Consider the following 15,418-nt stretch of genomic DNA (forward strand, 5'->3'; position numbering starts at 1 on the left):
AACCCGCAGCGCCAGTTGGTCTTCAGGCAAGGGCCGTGGCGTGTTCGATCTCGTGCTCCGGATCAGATTCCAGCCGCGCCCGCAGTGCGAGCAGGCACATCACCTCGTGCAGCGTGAGACCCAGTTCGGCCGCGTGCAATTCGGCGATCTCATGGTCGAACCGACCGGACGGATCGAACTGATCCATCAGAATCATTTCCGCCACAACCATTCCCGCCAGTGCCTGCGCCCGCGTCAGCCGACGGTCGGTCGGCAGATACGACAGCAGCCATTTGCCGCGGCCGGCCTCGGGCAGATCGATTCGGAAGGCCGCCTCGTGCGCCACATCGCTGCTGATGAGCCATTCCGTGGTCGTAATCGGCATCGCGCGAACCCCCTTTCATCCGCTGCGACTTGTCACATTGTTCAGTTGCTGCCCTCTACGGTGTCAGTTCGCCTCGGCGTGGCGCGATCCCAGTGGCAAAAGTGATTTCTTCACTCCAGCCGACGCACTTGACCAGCGGAAATGTGGCTGATACCAAGGAATTAATCACAGTCGGCGTTTCGATTCTCCGGTGCGCGCGCAGCACCGTCGGCCCGGACGCATCGCATGCGGGGAGGGTGGGGCGATGGATCGAGCAGGTCGCCAGGCCCGCCGACGTCCCGGAGGCAATGTCAGTGCCGAGGATCGACGACGCCTACGCGAGCGCCTGGCCGATCTGGGCTTGACCGATCAGCAATTGCTGGAACCCCTTGCCGCCGAACTGCGTCAGCGCGGGTACCGACCGCGCGCCGCCTGGCGCTACGCCAACGAATTGACCCAGGGTGTGGTCGCCGAGCGCTACAACGAGCTCACCGACAGCGCCACCGCGGCCATGAAGGCCAGCCGGATCTCCGAATACGAAGCGTGGCCGTTCAGTCGCGACGGCGCTGTTCTCGATGACGAACCGGAGCGTCCGACCGGTGTGCGGCCGACGGTCCGCGTCCTCAAGAATCTCGCCACCATCTACGGCACCACCTGGGACCAACTCGTCGATGTCGCCGATCTGGCGCATATGCCGGAACACGAACGGCTGGAGTACCACGAGGCGGTGGCGCGGCGTGCCATCGGCCGACTGCCGGTGCCCGCCGGTGGTGACCTGCCCGCCGAGGTTCCGCACTTCACCGGCCGCGACGGTCCGAAGGCCCAATTACGTGACCGCGTAACCGAACACCTGCGCAGCGGCGCGGTCGCGGTGCATGTGATCGTCGGGCTGACCGGCATCGGCAAGACCGCTTTGGCGCGCTACGCCGTCGCGGCCTTCGGTCGGCATTACCCGGATGGCACGATCTGGGTCGACCTGCACGGCTACACCCTCGGCCGCGATCCGCGCGAACCCATTGATGTACTCGAGCAGCTCCTGCTGCAGGTGGGGGTCGCCCGCGAAACCATCGAAATGGACTTGGCCGGGCGGGCGAACCGCTGGCGAACCACCATGAGCGATCGCCGCATGCTCATCGTCTTCGACAATGTCCTGGACACCGCGCAGGTGAAAGACCTACTGCCACAAGCCCCCGGCTGTTTCGTCCTGATCACCAGCCGCAGCAAACTCACCGGGCTAGCCGGTGCCCCACCGCTGCGGCTGGAGGTCATGGAGTGGGAGGAGGCCGAGGAACTGCTCGTCAAATTGGGCAATCTCCGCGCCGGCTACGACAAGCGCGCCGTACGCCTGATCCTGCAGACGGCGGGCCGGCTTCCGTTGGCCATCAGGCTGATCGGCGGCCAGATCGCCCATCACGGCGAGGAGATGCTCGCCGACAGCGCGGCCGATATCGCCAGGTTGACGGCGCGGATCAAGGAGGCGTCGGTGGACCGCCGCGCGACCGGCTCGGCCGCCGAACACCTCTTCGATCAGTTCGCCGCGGAAGACGAGTCACTGCGCGCCGCCTTCGAGATGTCCTATGAGCGTCTGCAAGATCCGAAACATCAACGGGCGGTGCGCCTGCTGGGCTGGTTCCCGGGCCCCGAGATAACCGCGGAGGCCATGGCGACGATGGCCTCGGTACCGCTCGGTGACGGAATGATGATGGTGCGCAGGCTATTCGAGGCCGGGTTCCTCGACCCGTCTTCTGGTGGTCCCGGTGGTCACCGCTACCGAATGCACGACCTCACCCGATGGTGCGCTCGCATGCACGCCGAACGCGAGGACTCACCCGCCGAACACGCCGCCGTCATCGATCGCCTCGTCGGCGAAAGCCTCGCCGTCGCGCGTCAGGCGAGCACCCACCAGATCTTCGATCCCGCGGGCAGCGAACACCTCTGGAACCCCTCCGATGACGCGACTAGAGCGCGCGAATGGCTGACCCGCGAACGCGAAATGCTGCAGGGCTGCATACAGGCAGCCGAACCGACAAGAGACGCGGCCGAATTGGCCCGCCGCCTGGCCTCCCACCTCTCCGGCACCGGCCACTGGTCCCTGGCCCACCGCCTCTTCGGCCGCGCCCTCGACATAGCGGGCCGAGTCCACGACCGGCGCGCCGAATCCTGGGCCCTGGTCGGCCGCGGCCGCGTCGACCGCCTCATGGGCCACCACGAGGCGGCGGGGGCGGCGTTCGAGCAGGCCAGGGCCGTTGCACTCGAATTGGCGGATCAGAATACCGAGGCCGCCATCCTATGTGAGCTCGGCCAAACCGCGAGGAGCACCGGCGATCACGCGGAGGCACGGGACTACTTCGGACAGGCCTTGAAAATGGCCAGGTCTATCGCCAATCAGCCGACCGAATGCGACGCTCTGCAAGGGCTCGCGCATGTGGCCTGGGTGGCTTCGGACTATCGGACCGGCCGCAGCTACTCGGAGGAGGCGCTCGCCATCGCGGGCGATATCGGCGACCCGATCCGGGTGGCGACCGCGCAATGGGGTCTGGCGGAGGTCATCCGGCGACTGGGCGAACAGGCCGAGGCCAGGCATCTCTACGGGGAGGCTTTGCGCATCGCACAGAAGATGAACCACCGGAGGTTGGCGGGCGACGCGCTACGGGGGCTCGGTCATATCGAAAGGCTGGTCGGGGAGCAGGAAACGGCGCGCGGGTACTTCGACGACGCATTGGCGATTGCCCAGCGCATCCACGACAGGTACGGCGAGGGTTGGACATTGTGGGGCCTCGGCAATATCGCGCGCAAGACCGGTGACTACGAGAAGGCTCGCAGCATGTTCCAGCAGGCATACGACATCGCGGTCGAGATCGACGATCGGTTCAGCCAGGTGGATACATTGCGCGGCCTCGGGCATATCGAGCGACACTTCGGCGAATACCAGGGCGCACAAAGGTATTACGAGGATTCCCAGCGGATCGCCGAACGGATCGGTGATCCGCTGGGGCGCGCCGATGCGCTGCGCGGCCTGGCCACGGTCGCGGTCAAGACCGGGCCGGCCGAGCTGGCCGAACAACTGCTTTCCCAGGCGCTCGAACTCTATGCGAGCACCGGTGTGCGGCACGGTGAACAGATCACCTCCGAAATACGGATGCGCAGCGACTGATCCGCGTTATGTACAGCGCCGAATCGCGAGCGCGGCGAGCGTGCGGGCGCAGGCGGACATTTCGCTGATCAGCACGTGATGTTCGGTGTCCGGCGTGGTTCCGCGCGGTCCGAACAGACAGCATTCGATGCCCGCTCGGCTGAGATGGGTGGTGTCGTTGCCGCAGTACGAATACGGCAGCGCGAGCCCGGTCTCCTCGACGTGGAAATCCGAGACCAAGGGGAGTAGTTCGGCGATGTCGCGTACGACGGCGCAATCGGGGGACATGTCCATCGGCGGCATATCCGTCCCACTGACCCGGAACTGCGGGTCGACGGGATGTTCCAGTTGGATCGTGGCCGTCGGAAACCGCGGACGGAGGCGGTCGAGTGCGGCGTCGACGGCCACGTGGACGTCCTCGGGCTCATGGGGCGGCGGGTAGCGCAGGTCTATGAGGGCGGTCGCCTTGTCTGCGCAGTAGGAGATGCCCGAAAGATCATGTCCCTCACCACGTCCCGCCAGCAGGCTCGCGACCTGCATGCGAGGCAGCGGTGGAAAGTCGGGGTTGCGCAGTCCGATGTCGGCCGTGTCGAGCAGGTCGAGAACCTTCCGCAGCACCGCGATGGCGTCGACACCTTCGTCCGGCCTGCTGGTGTGGGCACTGCGGCCGCGAACAACCAGGGCGAACTTGTGGACGCCCGCGGTCCGGGTGATGACGCGACGGACCGAATAGGGTTCGGGCACAACGGCAGCCGCCGCTGTGAGCCCGGATTGCAGTGCGTGCTTCGTGCCGACCCCACCCTGCAGTTCGCCGACCACGAACTCCAACAGCAAACCCTGCTGGAGCGGGATTCCGCTGCGGTGCACGGCGATTGCCGCGCCGATCATGGCTGCGAGACCGCTTTTCATGTTGTGCAGGCCGGCCCCGAACAGTTGGTCGCCGATTCGTCGCGCGGTGAACGGATTCTCCGGGTGATCGCGCCCCAGCGGATCCATATCCAGGTGTCCGTTCAGCATGAGCGCCGGCGTCCCATGCGACGGGCCGAGCAGACCGATCATCTGGAATCGACCGGGCTGCACCTCCTGTCCGAAGGTATGAATACCGTTGTAGGCGAGGGTTTTCTGGATCTGATCCGCCAACGGCGTCTCCTGTCCGGTGAAGGAGGGGACGGCGGTGAGCTCGGTGGCGACGGCCACGAGCTCGTCCTCCGGGAGCAGTCGGTCCAGGTCGCCGATCATCGTCTCGATCGAGTCAGTCACACCTTCTGAATCCGAGCAGCAGCACATTTCGATACGCCTTCACGAAAGGGATCCCGCGCCGGATCTCGTCGGTGAAGTGCTGGACACGCTCATCGTCGAAGACGTAGGAGTCGAGCGGCCGCATCAGTTCGAATGACGCCAGTTCGACCGCCGGTTCGGCGTCGTCGTAAATGGACGAGATACCGGTGCCCTTCGCCAGGTTTCGGCGCTCGATCAAATGTGCCGATCCGGCGATCAGCCCGTCGCGGTGCTTACCCTCCGGCGCTGGTTCACCCGGTGCGGTGATGGCCATGTAGTGGGCGTCGACGAGCACCTCGGGGGTGCGCCGCGCCGACAGGACACCGGCCGCCACCAGCGAGCGGGCGACGACGGCCGCGATCTTCCTGGTCGGCTCGGTCGCCGGATGCAGTGGCCCGATCTGTGCGAACCTGCGTTCGATACCGCCGACCAGCGGATTGACCTCGGTCGATTGCACATACGGCGGTGGTTCCTCGATGGGCGTGAAATGCATATCGGCCATCGACAGCCTGTAGCAGCCATAGGCTCGTCGTCGATAGGTCTTGCCGGCGGGCAGCCATTTATCCAGTTCGGTCGAATCGTGAAAGGCGCGCTGGAGCACCGACCGTTCGTCGGCGGACAGCCCGAAATCTGCGGCGGCTAGGCGCCAGAAGGCAGCCCCGTACGGGGTGCCGGATGAAAAGGACCCGAGGTCAGCATTGATCTCGGGCACCATGTGCTGGTTAATGGCCGGAACCTTCCGACTGTGGGTGTAGTCAGCAATGCCAAAAGATGACGCGACCACGGCCACCGAAGCGCTGAGCCGCGCGGCTCGAACTTAGTGCCAAATACCGACATATCAAGTATTGCGGTGATCAATCACACCCGTGTCGTCGGCCTCTGCGTCACACGGCAAGCCATTGCTCGATGAGGTCGAGCGTCGGTGCCGAGTGCAGCGGCTCGCCGTCCTCGGCGTCCAGCAGGATCCAGGAGTACGGCGGCCAGGGGTCGCGCATCAGTTGGTAGCCTGCCCGCTCCGCCCGCTCTGTGAGTAGCTGTACTCGTGTGGGTTCCGGATCGTATGTCACCACAAACCTTTCGTCGAGCCTCTCCCACGCCCTTACCGGCGCGCTTCAGCCGGAATCGGTTGGGTGGACAGAGATCGCGGCCAAAGCCCCTGTTCGGCAGTGCGAAGCCCGCTCGGGCCGAAACTCTGCGCCGTCAGACCGTGCCCTGTGAATGTTCTTGGGTTACAAAGAATTCCGCCCAATACTCGTGGCGAATCGCATCCCACAGCGGCGACTGATCCGGGAACCTCTCACGCATCCGAGCCAGATCCGGCGCGGTGCTGGGCGCGCCGGCCGAAAACAGTGGATTGTCTTCAGACTGGTTGTGTACCGACATGATTCGAATTCGATGACGGTCGATCCGCCATTCCGCTACCCAGCCGCCGACCTCCGTGCGGTGCTCGCTCATCCCGACCCCCTAGCGCGGCGTTGGTCGTCGCCGCCGTTGGCGATGTCCGCGCGGGGAATCGGTTGCGCCAGCTCGGAGAGCTTGTCCAGGACCTCGCGCAGTGTGTGCACATTCGGTCCGCTCTGCGGGAGTGGCTCACTGTCCAACGGCGGGAACGCGATTCCACGCGCCGCGGCACGCTCCCGCGGGGTCGCCGTCTGCGGGACGAGCCGGCCCGCCTCGATCAGGGTGTAGTAAGCCGCTGCCTTCCACACGCATCGCGCGACTCGGCAGGCGAGGTGCGCACGCAGTAGTTCGTGCGCCAGCTCGACATCGGCGCACCCGCACACCTGCGGCGGCGTCACGATCATGTCCACGCCGCGCACGCCACGCCGGCCTCGATCAGTGCCGGTTCGGACATGTTGCCGCGCGCGAACCCGATCGCCTTCCGACGATGGGATCGGCATGTATCCTCTTCTGCCACTGGCTTGTTCGTCGTCGCTTCGACCTTCGGGCGGGCGGCTTCGGTAGTCCGCGTGCCGGGCGGCGGGCACCGAAGAGTCGAGCTCATCGTTGTCGTCCGGGTCATGGGTGAACCTCACTGGTGTGACGGTCGGTTGAAGCGCGGCACCCGGCGGTGTCAGTTCCGCCTCGCCTTCGAGCACCAGCCGGGCTCTCGCTCACGAAGCGTTTGCTCCCTGCTATCGCCGTGTGCCGCGCAGGGACAACGACATCAGCAACTCTGACCAGGCACAACGGAGACTCGGAATTTCAGCGGAGGTTTTTCGTTGTGCCAGCGACGTTTCCGCGAACTGTGCCAAACTGGTTCCGCTCCCTGCTGTCCGACATTCCGTCTAACGAGGGGTAACCAGAGATGGCCGAGGAAGACAGCACCCTGCCCCGGCGACAGCTGGGGCGCATCCTGCGCCAGCGTCGTGAAGAAGTGGGCATGACGATGGCGCAAGCGGCAAGGCTGGTGGAGATCGGAACCACAACCTTGCACCGGCTGGAGAAGGGCACGGCCGATAAGATTCGCGTCCGCATCGTGCAACATCTGTGCGAGATTTACGAGCGCGATGCGGAAGAGACCACTGCGCTGAAATACCTTGCCGAGCAAGCGGCTGTGAAGAACTGGTACGAGGAGTACAGCGATGTGCTGCCTGGCAACTTCAACAACTATGTTGAGCTGGAAGGTGCAGCACGGCAAATGGTTTCGTATCAGGAGCTTGTTCCGGGGCTGCTGCAGACAGAAGCCTATGCCGCCTCGCTGATGCGCAACTATAATCTGCGAGAGATCGCTAGCGACCTCCAACGCCGCGTCGAGCTGCGAATGAAGCGGCAGATAATCATCAAACGGAAGGTTGAGCCGGTCACCTTCGATGTCGTGCTGCACGAATCCGCGCTGCGGCGGGTCGTCGGCAGTCCGAAGATCATGAGTGATCAGCTGCGTCGCGTGGCCGACGCCAGTACGTGGCCGAATGTCGAGATTCGAATACTTCCCTTCAGCGCGGGAATGCCCTTGGGGGTAGTACCGGGGCCATTCGTGATCATGGACTTCGGAACCGACAGTAGGGGCAGGCCGATCGAGCCTACGGTTGTCTACATCGAGAGCGTGGTCACCGCGAATATCTTCCTACAGAAACGGGTTGACGTCGATCGCTATCGTCAGGTCTCGGCGGCTCTGCACGATGCCTCGCTGACCCCTGCAGACAGCAGAGCACTGCTGAGGAAGATGGCAAAGGAGTATCAACAGTGGACATGAGTTTTACCGGTGCTGCGTGGTTCAAGAGCAGCTACAGCCAGGCCGATCAAGAATGCGTGGAAGTCGCCTGGCTGAGTGACGGCGTCGTCGGCGTTCGCGACTCGAAGAACCCGACTGGCCCGGCGCTGGTCTTCGCTCCGGCCGAGTGGGATGCCTTCATGGCAGGTGTGCACAACGGTGGCTTCGCCCGGCCAACGCAGTAGCGGTTCTCCGATCCGATCCAATCCCGTCCAACGGCATCGGTCTGACGCATATTTGACTGGGGCCGTGAACTTTTCCTGCTGCACTGTCCATAGACAGCTGAGCGCTGCTGAGGAAGTTGGCAAAAGAGTCTCAACGGTGGACATGAGTCCTACCGGTGCTGCATGGTTCAAGAGCAGCTACAGCCAGGCTGGCTCCGAATGTGTGGAAGTCGCCTGGCTGAGTGACGGCGTCGTCGGCGTTCGCGACTCGAAGAACCCGACTGGCCCGGCGCTGGTCTTCGCTCCGGCCGACTGGGATGCCTTCATGGCAGGCATACAAGACGGTGAGTTCGGTCGGCCGACTGTGTAGCGGCTCTCCGATCCGACCGCCGGCAACGGCCTCAGTCTGACACGTATTGGACTGGGGCCGTGGACGTTTCATTGGCCCCATCGACAGCTCAGTACTACTGAGGAAGTCAGCAAGGGAGTATCAATAGTGGGCATGGACCTTACTGATGCCGCGTGGTTCAAGAGCAGCTACAGCCAGGCTGGCTCCGAATGTGTGGAAGTCGCCTGGCTGAGTGACGGTGGGGTCGGCGTTCGCGACTTGAAGAACCCGACTGGCCCGGCGCTGGTCTTCGCTCCAGCCGAGTGGGATGCCTTCATGACAGGTGTGCACGACGTTGGGTTCGCCCAGCCAACGGTGTAGCGGTCCTCCGAGCCGAGCCGAGCCGAGCCGAGCCGAGCCGAGCCGAGCCGAGCCGAGCCGAGCCGAGCCGAGCCGAGCCGAGCCGAGCCGAGCCGAGCCGAGCCTGAGCCCGAGCCCGAGCCCGAGCCCGAGCCCGAGCCCGAGCCGGGCACGGGCAACGGCTTCAATCAGCCGCGTATTCGACTGGGGCCGTTGCTGTTTCTTTGTCGGCTCTTCTACTCGCTGTGCCGCCCGAAACCCTTCACTGGACGACGGCAGCTTCGAGTAGTGCTGAGGCGCGCGGGTGTCCCGGCGGGCAGCCGGTGCTGTCCGCCGAGGGTGCACGCGGCGGTGCCGGTGTCCGGCCGGGATCGAGACCGCATCCATTGCCGGTGTTGTTCGTGTTCACGGTGTCTGCGGGCCTTGCGTTCGCGTTCGTATCGCCGAAGTTCGTGTTGCCCGCCGCGACGACGCCGCGGAGCAGCGCACGGTTGCGGGTGTGGATGCGCGTCAGCACGGCGGCGAGCAGTTCGTTGGCGTGATGGCGGTGGTTGATCGTCGGGGTGCCGGTGGGGTCTATGTGCTTCGGCGCAATCCAGGCGGTGCGGCCCGGAAATGCCGAATTCCTGTCCCCGGCAACGGTTTTCCAGCCGCCCGGGCCGTCATGGATGAGAGCATGGCAGGCGTCGCAGGCCAGCACGAGATTATCGATGTCGGTGCGTCCGCCCTTGCCGTAGTCCAGGATGTGGTGGACCGCGCAGAGACTGGCCGGTGCGTCGCACCCCGGGCGTGAGCAGCCGCGCAGGGCGGCGATCAGTGCCAGCCGCTGCGCACGCGACCCGAGTCGTCTCATCCGGCCGAGATGCAGCGGCAGCCCCGCATGATCGAATACCGCCAGAAACGGTTGTGACCGCTCGGCCACCGCGAGCGCGTCCCGGATCGGCACCACGCCACCGGTGGCGGTGGTCGCTGCACCCGACATCCGTGCCAGGTCGTCGAGGTTCATCGTAAGGATCGTCGTCACCGGCAGGCCGCGGTGGCTGCCCAGGTCCTCGGCGACGAGCCCGGACCGCAGCACGGCGGTCAGCGCATCGTGGTTGCGCTGCGCGGCGCTGCGGTGATCGCGCCGCGCGGCTGCCGCCAGCGCGGCGGGAGCCACGGCGTCGATGTCGACGGCCGGGCTGTCGGGGTCCTCGGGATTGCATACGCCGGGGCGGGCGTACTTGGCCAGCAGCGGGTCCAGCAATGCCCGCAGTACCGGATCGATCTCCCCGCGGATCGGTGACATCCCGTCCGGCCGTTGCCGGCCCACCGTGATCCCGCGCATACGAGCCCGATCCTTGTCGTCGGTGAGCCTGCCGTCGGGGTCCAGATGGGCCAGAATCCGGTCGCCGATCTTGCCGATATCGTCCGGCGACCCCGACCGCGCGAACTCGGCCAGAATCTGCTCGGCCGCCTCCCGATCGTCGGCGGACGCCCCGCGCGGCACGCGGTTCATCACATGCGCGATACCCCGCACATGGTCGGCGGAAATCTCACCGCGCGCCAAAGCGCCTGCGGTGCAGGGCAACTGCGGCTGCAGCTGTTCTCCGCCCATATCGCGGGAAGCCCCGACCCACTGCGCCGCATGCACCCGACTTCCGGCATCGGCGCTCGACAATCGCAGTGTCTGCATCAGGAACCGCTTGAGCGTCTTCGACCCGGTGTGCGCGGGGATCGAGCGTTCATCGGCCTCGATCAGCAGCCGGTGCTGCAGTGCGGTGAGCCTGCGCGCGCATCGCTCCACATCCCGCATCAGATCCAGCACATCATCGTCCGCCAATCCGGCCAACGGCCGCTCGAGCAGGTCGGAAACCGCAGCGAGCAGCGGGTCGGCTGCTCGCGCCTCGGTGTCCGCACTGTTCGAAAACATGTTCGAATTCTATCGCGGAATGATCACCATGCACACCCCCGGAGGCCATCTGATCTACACGTCTTCACACTGGACGATCGACTGAATAGTCCAGTGCCGCAGCACACCTCGGTCGACTGACCAGGACTCGGTCGCGATGGAGCCATACCGAACACAAGAGCTGGACAGACCGATCGAGCCGTCTCCGAGGCTCGTCCGGCTGATCGGACGGATTCCGGCGCACCGGCTGCCGATCCCGCTCGGCGCTCCGACGCCGCAACGCCTCGCTTCAGCGATGGTTCCAGTCGTGCGATGGCTACACCCGGATGCGCAACCCGATCCGGGCCCGCGGTCCGTCGTGTGCAGACCGGACCTGACTGGTCTTCGGGGCAAAGGCGTATTCGGGGGTCCGGCGAGTTGCCGCAGTTGAGGCGAATGGCCTGATCAGACGGTATTGCTGGATACTGGAACAGAGATGTCTCGGACTACGCGGTTCGGCGGGCGCGGGTGCTCGATTCGGCGGGTAACGACCGCGCAACCTGGGGCGGGTGTCGCGCAACATCGCGGCAACCCGCGGCTTCTACTGTGGCGGCAGCGGTAGTGGAGCGAGGTGTGGCGTGGATCTGGACACGATTCGGGATGTGGTTGTGGCGCGGGGGCGGGCCGACCTGGCTGTGGTGGGCGAGGGTTGTGCGGTGCTCGCCGGAGGGACGTTCCTGTTCTCGGAGCCGCAGGAGGAATTGGCGCGGCTGGTCGATATCACCGCGCTCGGGTGGACTGCGTTGACGGCGACGGGGGACGGGTTGGAAATCGCGGCCACCTGCACGTTGGCGGAGTTGGCCGGAGCCGGGGTGGGGCGGGAGTTGGGGGTGGAGGTGCTGCGGGCGGAGTGGCCGGGGACGGCGTTGTTCGCGCGGGCGTGTCGGGCGTTGGTGGCGTCGCACAAGATATGGCGGACGGCGACGGTGGGTGGGAATGTGTGCCTGTCGTTGCCCGCCGGGGCGGTGTTGGGGGCATTGGTGGCGTTGGACGGTGTCGCGCTGGTGTGGTCGCCGGATGGTTCCGATCGGCGGATACCGTTGCGAGAGTTCGTACTCGGGCCGGGACGTAACGTGCTCGGCTCGGGTGAGGTGTTGCGTTCGATTACCGTTCCGACTCGAAGCCTGTACGCGCGCACTGCATTCCGGAAGATCGCGCTGGCTCCGCTCGGTCGCTCCGGTGCGGTAGTGATGGGTCGGCGGGAGGCAGACGGTCACTGCGCGCTGACCATATCCGCCGCGACGACCCGGCCGATTGTGCTGGATTTCGATGGCGTGCCCGGCGATGCCGAGGTGCGGGGTGCGATGGCCGCCATCGACCCGACGCTCTGGTTCGACGATCCGCACGGAGCACCGGACTGGCGTTGCCATGTCGCCGGTGTGCTCGCTCGCGAGGTCGCAGCCGAGCTACGCACCGAAGTCGGTGATGGGCAATGAGATTCGAGGTCGACGGTCAGTCGGTGCAGGCCGAACCGCGCCCCGGCCAGTGTCTGCGCACATTATTGCGTGAGCACGGCCATTTCGCGGTGAAGAAAGGCTGCGATGCGGGCGATTGCGGTGCGTGCACCGTGCAACTCGACGGCATCCCCGTGCACTCGTGCATCATTCCCGCCTACCGTGCCGCCGACCGCACCATAACCACTGCCTCCGGCCTCGGCACCCCCGAAGAGCCGCACCCGGTCCAGCAACGTTTCGTGAACTCGGCCGCCTTCCAATGCGGCTTCTGCACCGCGGGCATGGTGGTCACCGCCGCGGGCCTCGGCTGCGGCGGCCCGAACGCCCCGGATCCCGAGGCACTACCGGAGCTCATGAAGGGAAACCTCTGCCGCTGCACCGGCTATCGCACCATTGCCGATGCGCTGGGCGCGCCTCCTGACGCGGACCCGAAAGCCGCTGCGGTATGTGCGGGCCCGAACACAGGCACAAACCACTCGGGGGTACCTGGCGGTCGTGCGGCTGGGGGGCTGACCATAGTGCCGGACGGTGGTGCGACTGGTGGCTCGACGATGGGTGGGGGCGGCGTTTCGGTGCCGGGCGGTGGTGCGGCTGGGGGGCTGACCATAGTGCCGGGCGGTGGTGCGACTGGTGGCTCGACGATGGGTGGGGGCGGCGTTTCGGTGCCGGGCGGTGGTGCGGCTGGGGAGCTGACCATAGTGCCGGACGGTGGTGCGACTGGTGGCTCGACGATGGGTGGGGGCGGCGTATCGGCCCCGCGCGGTGGTACGACTGTCGGGCCTGACCAGGCGAGGTACCCGATCGGCAGCTCTGAAGGCGGCACAAGGATCAGCGCCACGGCGGAGGTTGCTCCGGCCCTACCGGACAGTGCCGCCCATGGGCGCGCGGGCACCGACGTCGGTGCACCTGCCGGTCCGCGAGTCGTCACCGGCACAGAGCCGTTCACCTTCGATGTCCTTCCGCAGGATGCGGGCACCGATGCGGATGCCGCCACAGCGCCGCCCACAGCCCCACTGCACATCGCCGTCCTGCCGAGCCCGCACCCCCACGCGCGAATCGTATCCATCGACACCTCTGCCGCCGAGAACCTGCCGGGCGTGCACGCAGTGCTCACCTACGCCGACGCTCCCGATATCGCATTTTCCACAGCGCGCCACGAACTTCGAGTCGACGACCCGGATGACACCTACGTGCTGGATCGCACGGTGCGATTCGTCGGACAGCGGGTCGCCGCCGTAGTGGCGGAGAGCCTGGATATCGCCCGTGCAGGTTGCCGGGCGATACAGGTCGAGTACGACATCCTGCCAGCGGTATTCGATCCAGCCGAGGCATTGCTGCCGGAAGCCCCGAAACTGCATGGCGATAAGCCGGATTCGGCGCGCATCGCCGATACCGAACGCAATCTGATCGCCGCGATCGACGGCGAGGTCGGCGACGTTTCGGCGGGTCTCACCGCAGCGGCGCAGGTGGTCAGTGGTGTCTGGCATTCGCCGCGGGCCCAGCACGTACACCTGGAAACCCACGGCGGTATCGGCTGGTTGGACGCCGACGGCAGGCTGGTCGTCCGCTGCAGCACGCAGGTCCCGTTCCTGGTGCGCGACGAACTGTGCCAGATATTCGGGCTACCGCGTGACCGGGTGCGGGTATTCGCCAAGCGCGTCGGCGGCGGATTCGGCGCCAAACAGGAAATGCTGGCCGAGGATCTGATAGCACTGGCGGTGCTGCGCACCGGCCGACCCGTGCAATACGAATTCACCCGCTCCGACGAATTCACCAGCGCCACTTGCCGTCATCCGATGCGGGTCGCGATCACCGCGGGCGCTGATGCCCACGGCCTGCTGACCGCGCTGTCGATCGACGTGCTCGCCGATGCCGGGGCCTACGGCAATCACAGTGCGGGTGTGCTGTTCCATGGTGTCGGCGAATCCATCGAGGTCTATCGCTGCGCCAATAAGCGCGTCGAGGCGAAGACGGTCTACACCAACAACGTTCCGTCGGGCGCATTCCGCGGCTACGGTCTCGGACAGATCATCTTCGGCGTCGAGTCGGCCATGGATGAACTGGCGCGCGCACTCGATATCGACCCGTTCGAATTCCGCCGCCGCAATGTCATCGTCCCCGGCGACGCATTCGTCGGCGCGGAAGTCAGCGATAGCGATCTGGACTTCGGCAGCTACGGCCTCGATCAATGTCTCGACCTGGCCGAACGAGCCTTATTGCGCGGCAACGGGGTTCGCGCCCCCGGTCCGGACTGGCGGGTGGGTACCGGTATGGCCCTGGCAATGATCGCCACCATCCCACCGCGCGGCCACCGCTCCGAGGCGGCCGTCACCCTGCTCCCCGACGGGCGCTACGAACTCCGCGTCGGCACAGTCGAATTCGGCAATGGCACCACCACAGTGCACGCCCAACTTGCGGCGACGGCACTGAACACCGATGTGCGCCGCATAGTGATCCGCCAATCGGACACCGACGTCGTCGGCTACGACACCGGTGCCTTCGGGTCCACCGGCATCACCGTCGCGGGCAAGGCCTCCTACGCCGCGGCCGTGGCGCTGCGTGAGCACATCCTGGTCCGGGCCGCCAAGCTGACCGGTAGCGCCGAAGCGGAGTGCGTCCTGGTGGCCGATGGCGTCCGCTGCGGCGATCGGCTGATCGACGCCACCGAACTCCTGGCCGACGGCGAGTTGTCCGGCCACGGCGAACACGCGGGCAGTCCGCGCTCGGTCAGCTTCAATGTGCAGGCATTCCGGGTCGCCGTGCAACCCGACACCGGGTTGGTGCGCATCCTGCAATCGGTCCAGGCCGCGGACGCGGGCACGGTGCTCAACCCGGCGCAGTGCCGCGGACAGGTGGTCGGCGGCGTCGCGCAGGCCATCGGCACCGCGCTCTACGAGGACATGCGCTCCGCACAAGGCGAGGTAACCACGCGGACACTGCGGCACTATCACATCCCGCAGTTCGCCGATTTGCCGCACACCGAGGTCTACTTCGCCGAAACCGCCGATGACCTGGGCCCACTCGGCGCCAAGTCGATGAGCGAATCCCCGTACAACCCGGTTGCCTCCGCGCTGGCGAACGCCATCCGCGATGCTGTCGGGGTACGACAGACCGGATTGCCGATCACGGCGGACCGGATCTGGCGCGCCCTTCAGGAAGGAGACCAGGGGTGAGTACCCAGCGCCGTGAGCGTCAGGCCCGGAGGAGGCAGCGT

At 66.0% G+C, this 15,418-nt stretch carries 14 protein-coding genes; 7 read left to right on the forward strand and 7 right to left on the reverse strand.

Features of this window, described 5'->3' with window-relative positions; translation table 11 throughout:
- Positions 1–22: 22 nt before the first annotated feature.
- A complete protein-coding gene (locus ACIBW7_RS25320; RefSeq protein WP_397050333.1) occupies positions 23–364 on the reverse strand; it encodes a hypothetical protein in 342 nt (113 codons plus the stop codon).
- A 244-nt stretch (positions 365–608) separates the two neighbouring features.
- On the opposite strand from ACIBW7_RS25320, the gene ACIBW7_RS25325 reads away from it, so the two are divergent.
- On the forward strand, positions 609–3,497 hold the full coding sequence (locus ACIBW7_RS25325) for a tetratricopeptide repeat protein (protein WP_397050335.1): 2,889 nt from the start codon (positions 609–611) through the stop codon (positions 3,495–3,497).
- A gap of 6 nt (positions 3,498–3,503) precedes the next feature.
- Here the strand turns inward: ACIBW7_RS25325 and ACIBW7_RS25330 are convergent, their stop codons facing one another.
- From ACIBW7_RS25330 to ACIBW7_RS25350, 5 genes are all read right to left on the reverse strand, one after another.
- On the reverse strand, positions 3,504–4,736 hold the full coding sequence (locus ACIBW7_RS25330) for a M20 family metallopeptidase (protein ID WP_397050337.1): 1,233 nt from the start codon (positions 4,734–4,736) through the stop codon (positions 3,504–3,506).
- A complete protein-coding gene (locus ACIBW7_RS25335) occupies positions 4,729–5,469 on the reverse strand; it encodes a 2OG-Fe dioxygenase family protein (RefSeq protein ID WP_397050339.1) in 741 nt (246 codons plus the stop codon). The genes ACIBW7_RS25330 and ACIBW7_RS25335 overlap by 8 nt, the downstream gene beginning before the upstream one ends.
- A 169-nt stretch (positions 5,470–5,638) precedes the next feature.
- On the reverse strand, positions 5,639–5,821 hold the full coding sequence (locus ACIBW7_RS25340) for a hypothetical protein (protein ID WP_397050341.1): 183 nt from the start codon (positions 5,819–5,821) through the stop codon (positions 5,639–5,641).
- Between the two features lie 133 nt (positions 5,822–5,954).
- A complete protein-coding gene (locus tag ACIBW7_RS25345) occupies positions 5,955–6,209 on the reverse strand; it encodes a hypothetical protein (protein WP_397050343.1) in 255 nt (84 codons plus the stop codon).
- The gene (locus ACIBW7_RS25350) at positions 6,206–6,565 is read right to left on the reverse strand and encodes a hypothetical protein (protein ID WP_397050345.1); all 360 of its coding nucleotides are present in this window, start codon (positions 6,563–6,565) and stop codon (positions 6,206–6,208) included. The genes ACIBW7_RS25345 and ACIBW7_RS25350 overlap by 4 nt, the downstream gene beginning before the upstream one ends.
- Positions 6,566–7,062: 497 nt before the next feature.
- On the opposite strand from ACIBW7_RS25350, the gene ACIBW7_RS25355 reads away from it, so the two are divergent.
- The 4 genes from ACIBW7_RS25355 (at position 7,063) to ACIBW7_RS25370 (ending at position 8,841) form a co-directional block, all read left to right on the forward strand.
- Positions 7,063–7,950, forward strand: coding sequence for a helix-turn-helix domain-containing protein (locus ACIBW7_RS25355; protein WP_397050347.1), 888 nt, complete (start codon positions 7,063–7,065; stop codon positions 7,948–7,950).
- Positions 7,947–8,153 (forward strand): DUF397 domain-containing protein, encoded by a 207-nt coding sequence (locus ACIBW7_RS25360; RefSeq protein ID WP_397050349.1) that lies wholly within the window; start codon positions 7,947–7,949, stop codon positions 8,151–8,153. The genes ACIBW7_RS25355 and ACIBW7_RS25360 overlap by 4 nt, the downstream gene beginning before the upstream one ends.
- 142 nt (positions 8,154–8,295) lie before the next feature.
- Positions 8,296–8,502, forward strand: a complete 207-nt coding sequence (locus tag ACIBW7_RS25365; protein ID WP_397050788.1) for a DUF397 domain-containing protein — start codon at positions 8,296–8,298, stop codon at positions 8,500–8,502.
- A gap of 132 nt (positions 8,503–8,634) precedes the next feature.
- Positions 8,635–8,841 (forward strand): DUF397 domain-containing protein, encoded by a 207-nt coding sequence (locus ACIBW7_RS25370; RefSeq protein ID WP_397050351.1) that lies wholly within the window; start codon positions 8,635–8,637, stop codon positions 8,839–8,841.
- A 241-nt stretch (positions 8,842–9,082) separates the two neighbouring features.
- Here ACIBW7_RS25370 and ACIBW7_RS25375 read toward each other — a convergent pair whose 3' ends face one another.
- Positions 9,083–10,732, reverse strand: a complete 1,650-nt coding sequence (locus ACIBW7_RS25375) for a DUF222 domain-containing protein (RefSeq protein WP_397050353.1) — start codon at positions 10,730–10,732, stop codon at positions 9,083–9,085.
- A 596-nt stretch (positions 10,733–11,328) separates the two neighbouring features.
- On the opposite strand from ACIBW7_RS25375, the gene ACIBW7_RS25380 reads away from it, so the two are divergent.
- Positions 11,329–12,186 carry an FAD binding domain-containing protein gene (locus tag ACIBW7_RS25380; protein ID WP_397050355.1) on the forward strand — a complete coding sequence of 286 codons (858 nt, stop codon included), beginning with the start codon at positions 11,329–11,331 and terminating at the stop codon, positions 12,184–12,186.
- Positions 12,183–15,377 (forward strand): molybdopterin-dependent oxidoreductase, encoded by a 3,195-nt coding sequence (locus tag ACIBW7_RS25385; RefSeq protein WP_397050357.1) that lies wholly within the window; start codon positions 12,183–12,185, stop codon positions 15,375–15,377. Before ACIBW7_RS25380 ends, ACIBW7_RS25385 begins: the two co-directional genes overlap by 4 nt.
- Positions 15,378–15,418 lie beyond the last annotated feature (41 nt).

This window comes from Nocardia sp. NPDC049526 (assembly GCF_044465765.1).
In the GTDB taxonomy this organism is placed as follows: Bacteria; Actinomycetota; Actinomycetes; order Mycobacteriales; family Mycobacteriaceae; genus Nocardia.

What these genes read in the sequence shown, in the direction of transcription:
- ACIBW7_RS25335 (WP_397050339.1), bottom strand. Translation starts at nt 5,469, where the DNA reads ATGGTGCCCGAGATCAATGCTGACCTCGGGTCCTTTTCATCCGGCACC.
- ACIBW7_RS25370 (WP_397050351.1), top strand. Translation starts at nt 8,635, where the DNA reads ATGGACCTTACTGATGCCGCGTGGTTCAAGAGCAGCTACAGCCAGGCT.
- ACIBW7_RS25325 (WP_397050335.1), top strand. Translation starts at nt 609, where the DNA reads ATGGATCGAGCAGGTCGCCAGGCCCGCCGACGTCCCGGAGGCAATGTC.
- ACIBW7_RS25320 (WP_397050333.1), bottom strand. Translation starts at nt 364, where the DNA reads ATGCCGATTACGACCACGGAATGGCTCATCAGCAGCGATGTGGCGCAC.
- ACIBW7_RS25385 (WP_397050357.1), top strand. Translation starts at nt 12,183, where the DNA reads ATGAGATTCGAGGTCGACGGTCAGTCGGTGCAGGCCGAACCGCGCCCC.
- ACIBW7_RS25345 (WP_397050343.1), bottom strand. Translation starts at nt 6,209, where the DNA reads ATGAGCGAGCACCGCACGGAGGTCGGCGGCTGGGTAGCGGAATGGCGG.
- ACIBW7_RS25365 (WP_397050788.1), top strand. Translation starts at nt 8,296, where the DNA reads ATGAGTCCTACCGGTGCTGCATGGTTCAAGAGCAGCTACAGCCAGGCT.
- ACIBW7_RS25355 (WP_397050347.1), top strand. Translation starts at nt 7,063, where the DNA reads ATGGCCGAGGAAGACAGCACCCTGCCCCGGCGACAGCTGGGGCGCATC.
- ACIBW7_RS25375 (WP_397050353.1), bottom strand. Translation starts at nt 10,732, where the DNA reads ATGTTTTCGAACAGTGCGGACACCGAGGCGCGAGCAGCCGACCCGCTG.
- ACIBW7_RS25360 (WP_397050349.1), top strand. Translation starts at nt 7,947, where the DNA reads ATGAGTTTTACCGGTGCTGCGTGGTTCAAGAGCAGCTACAGCCAGGCC.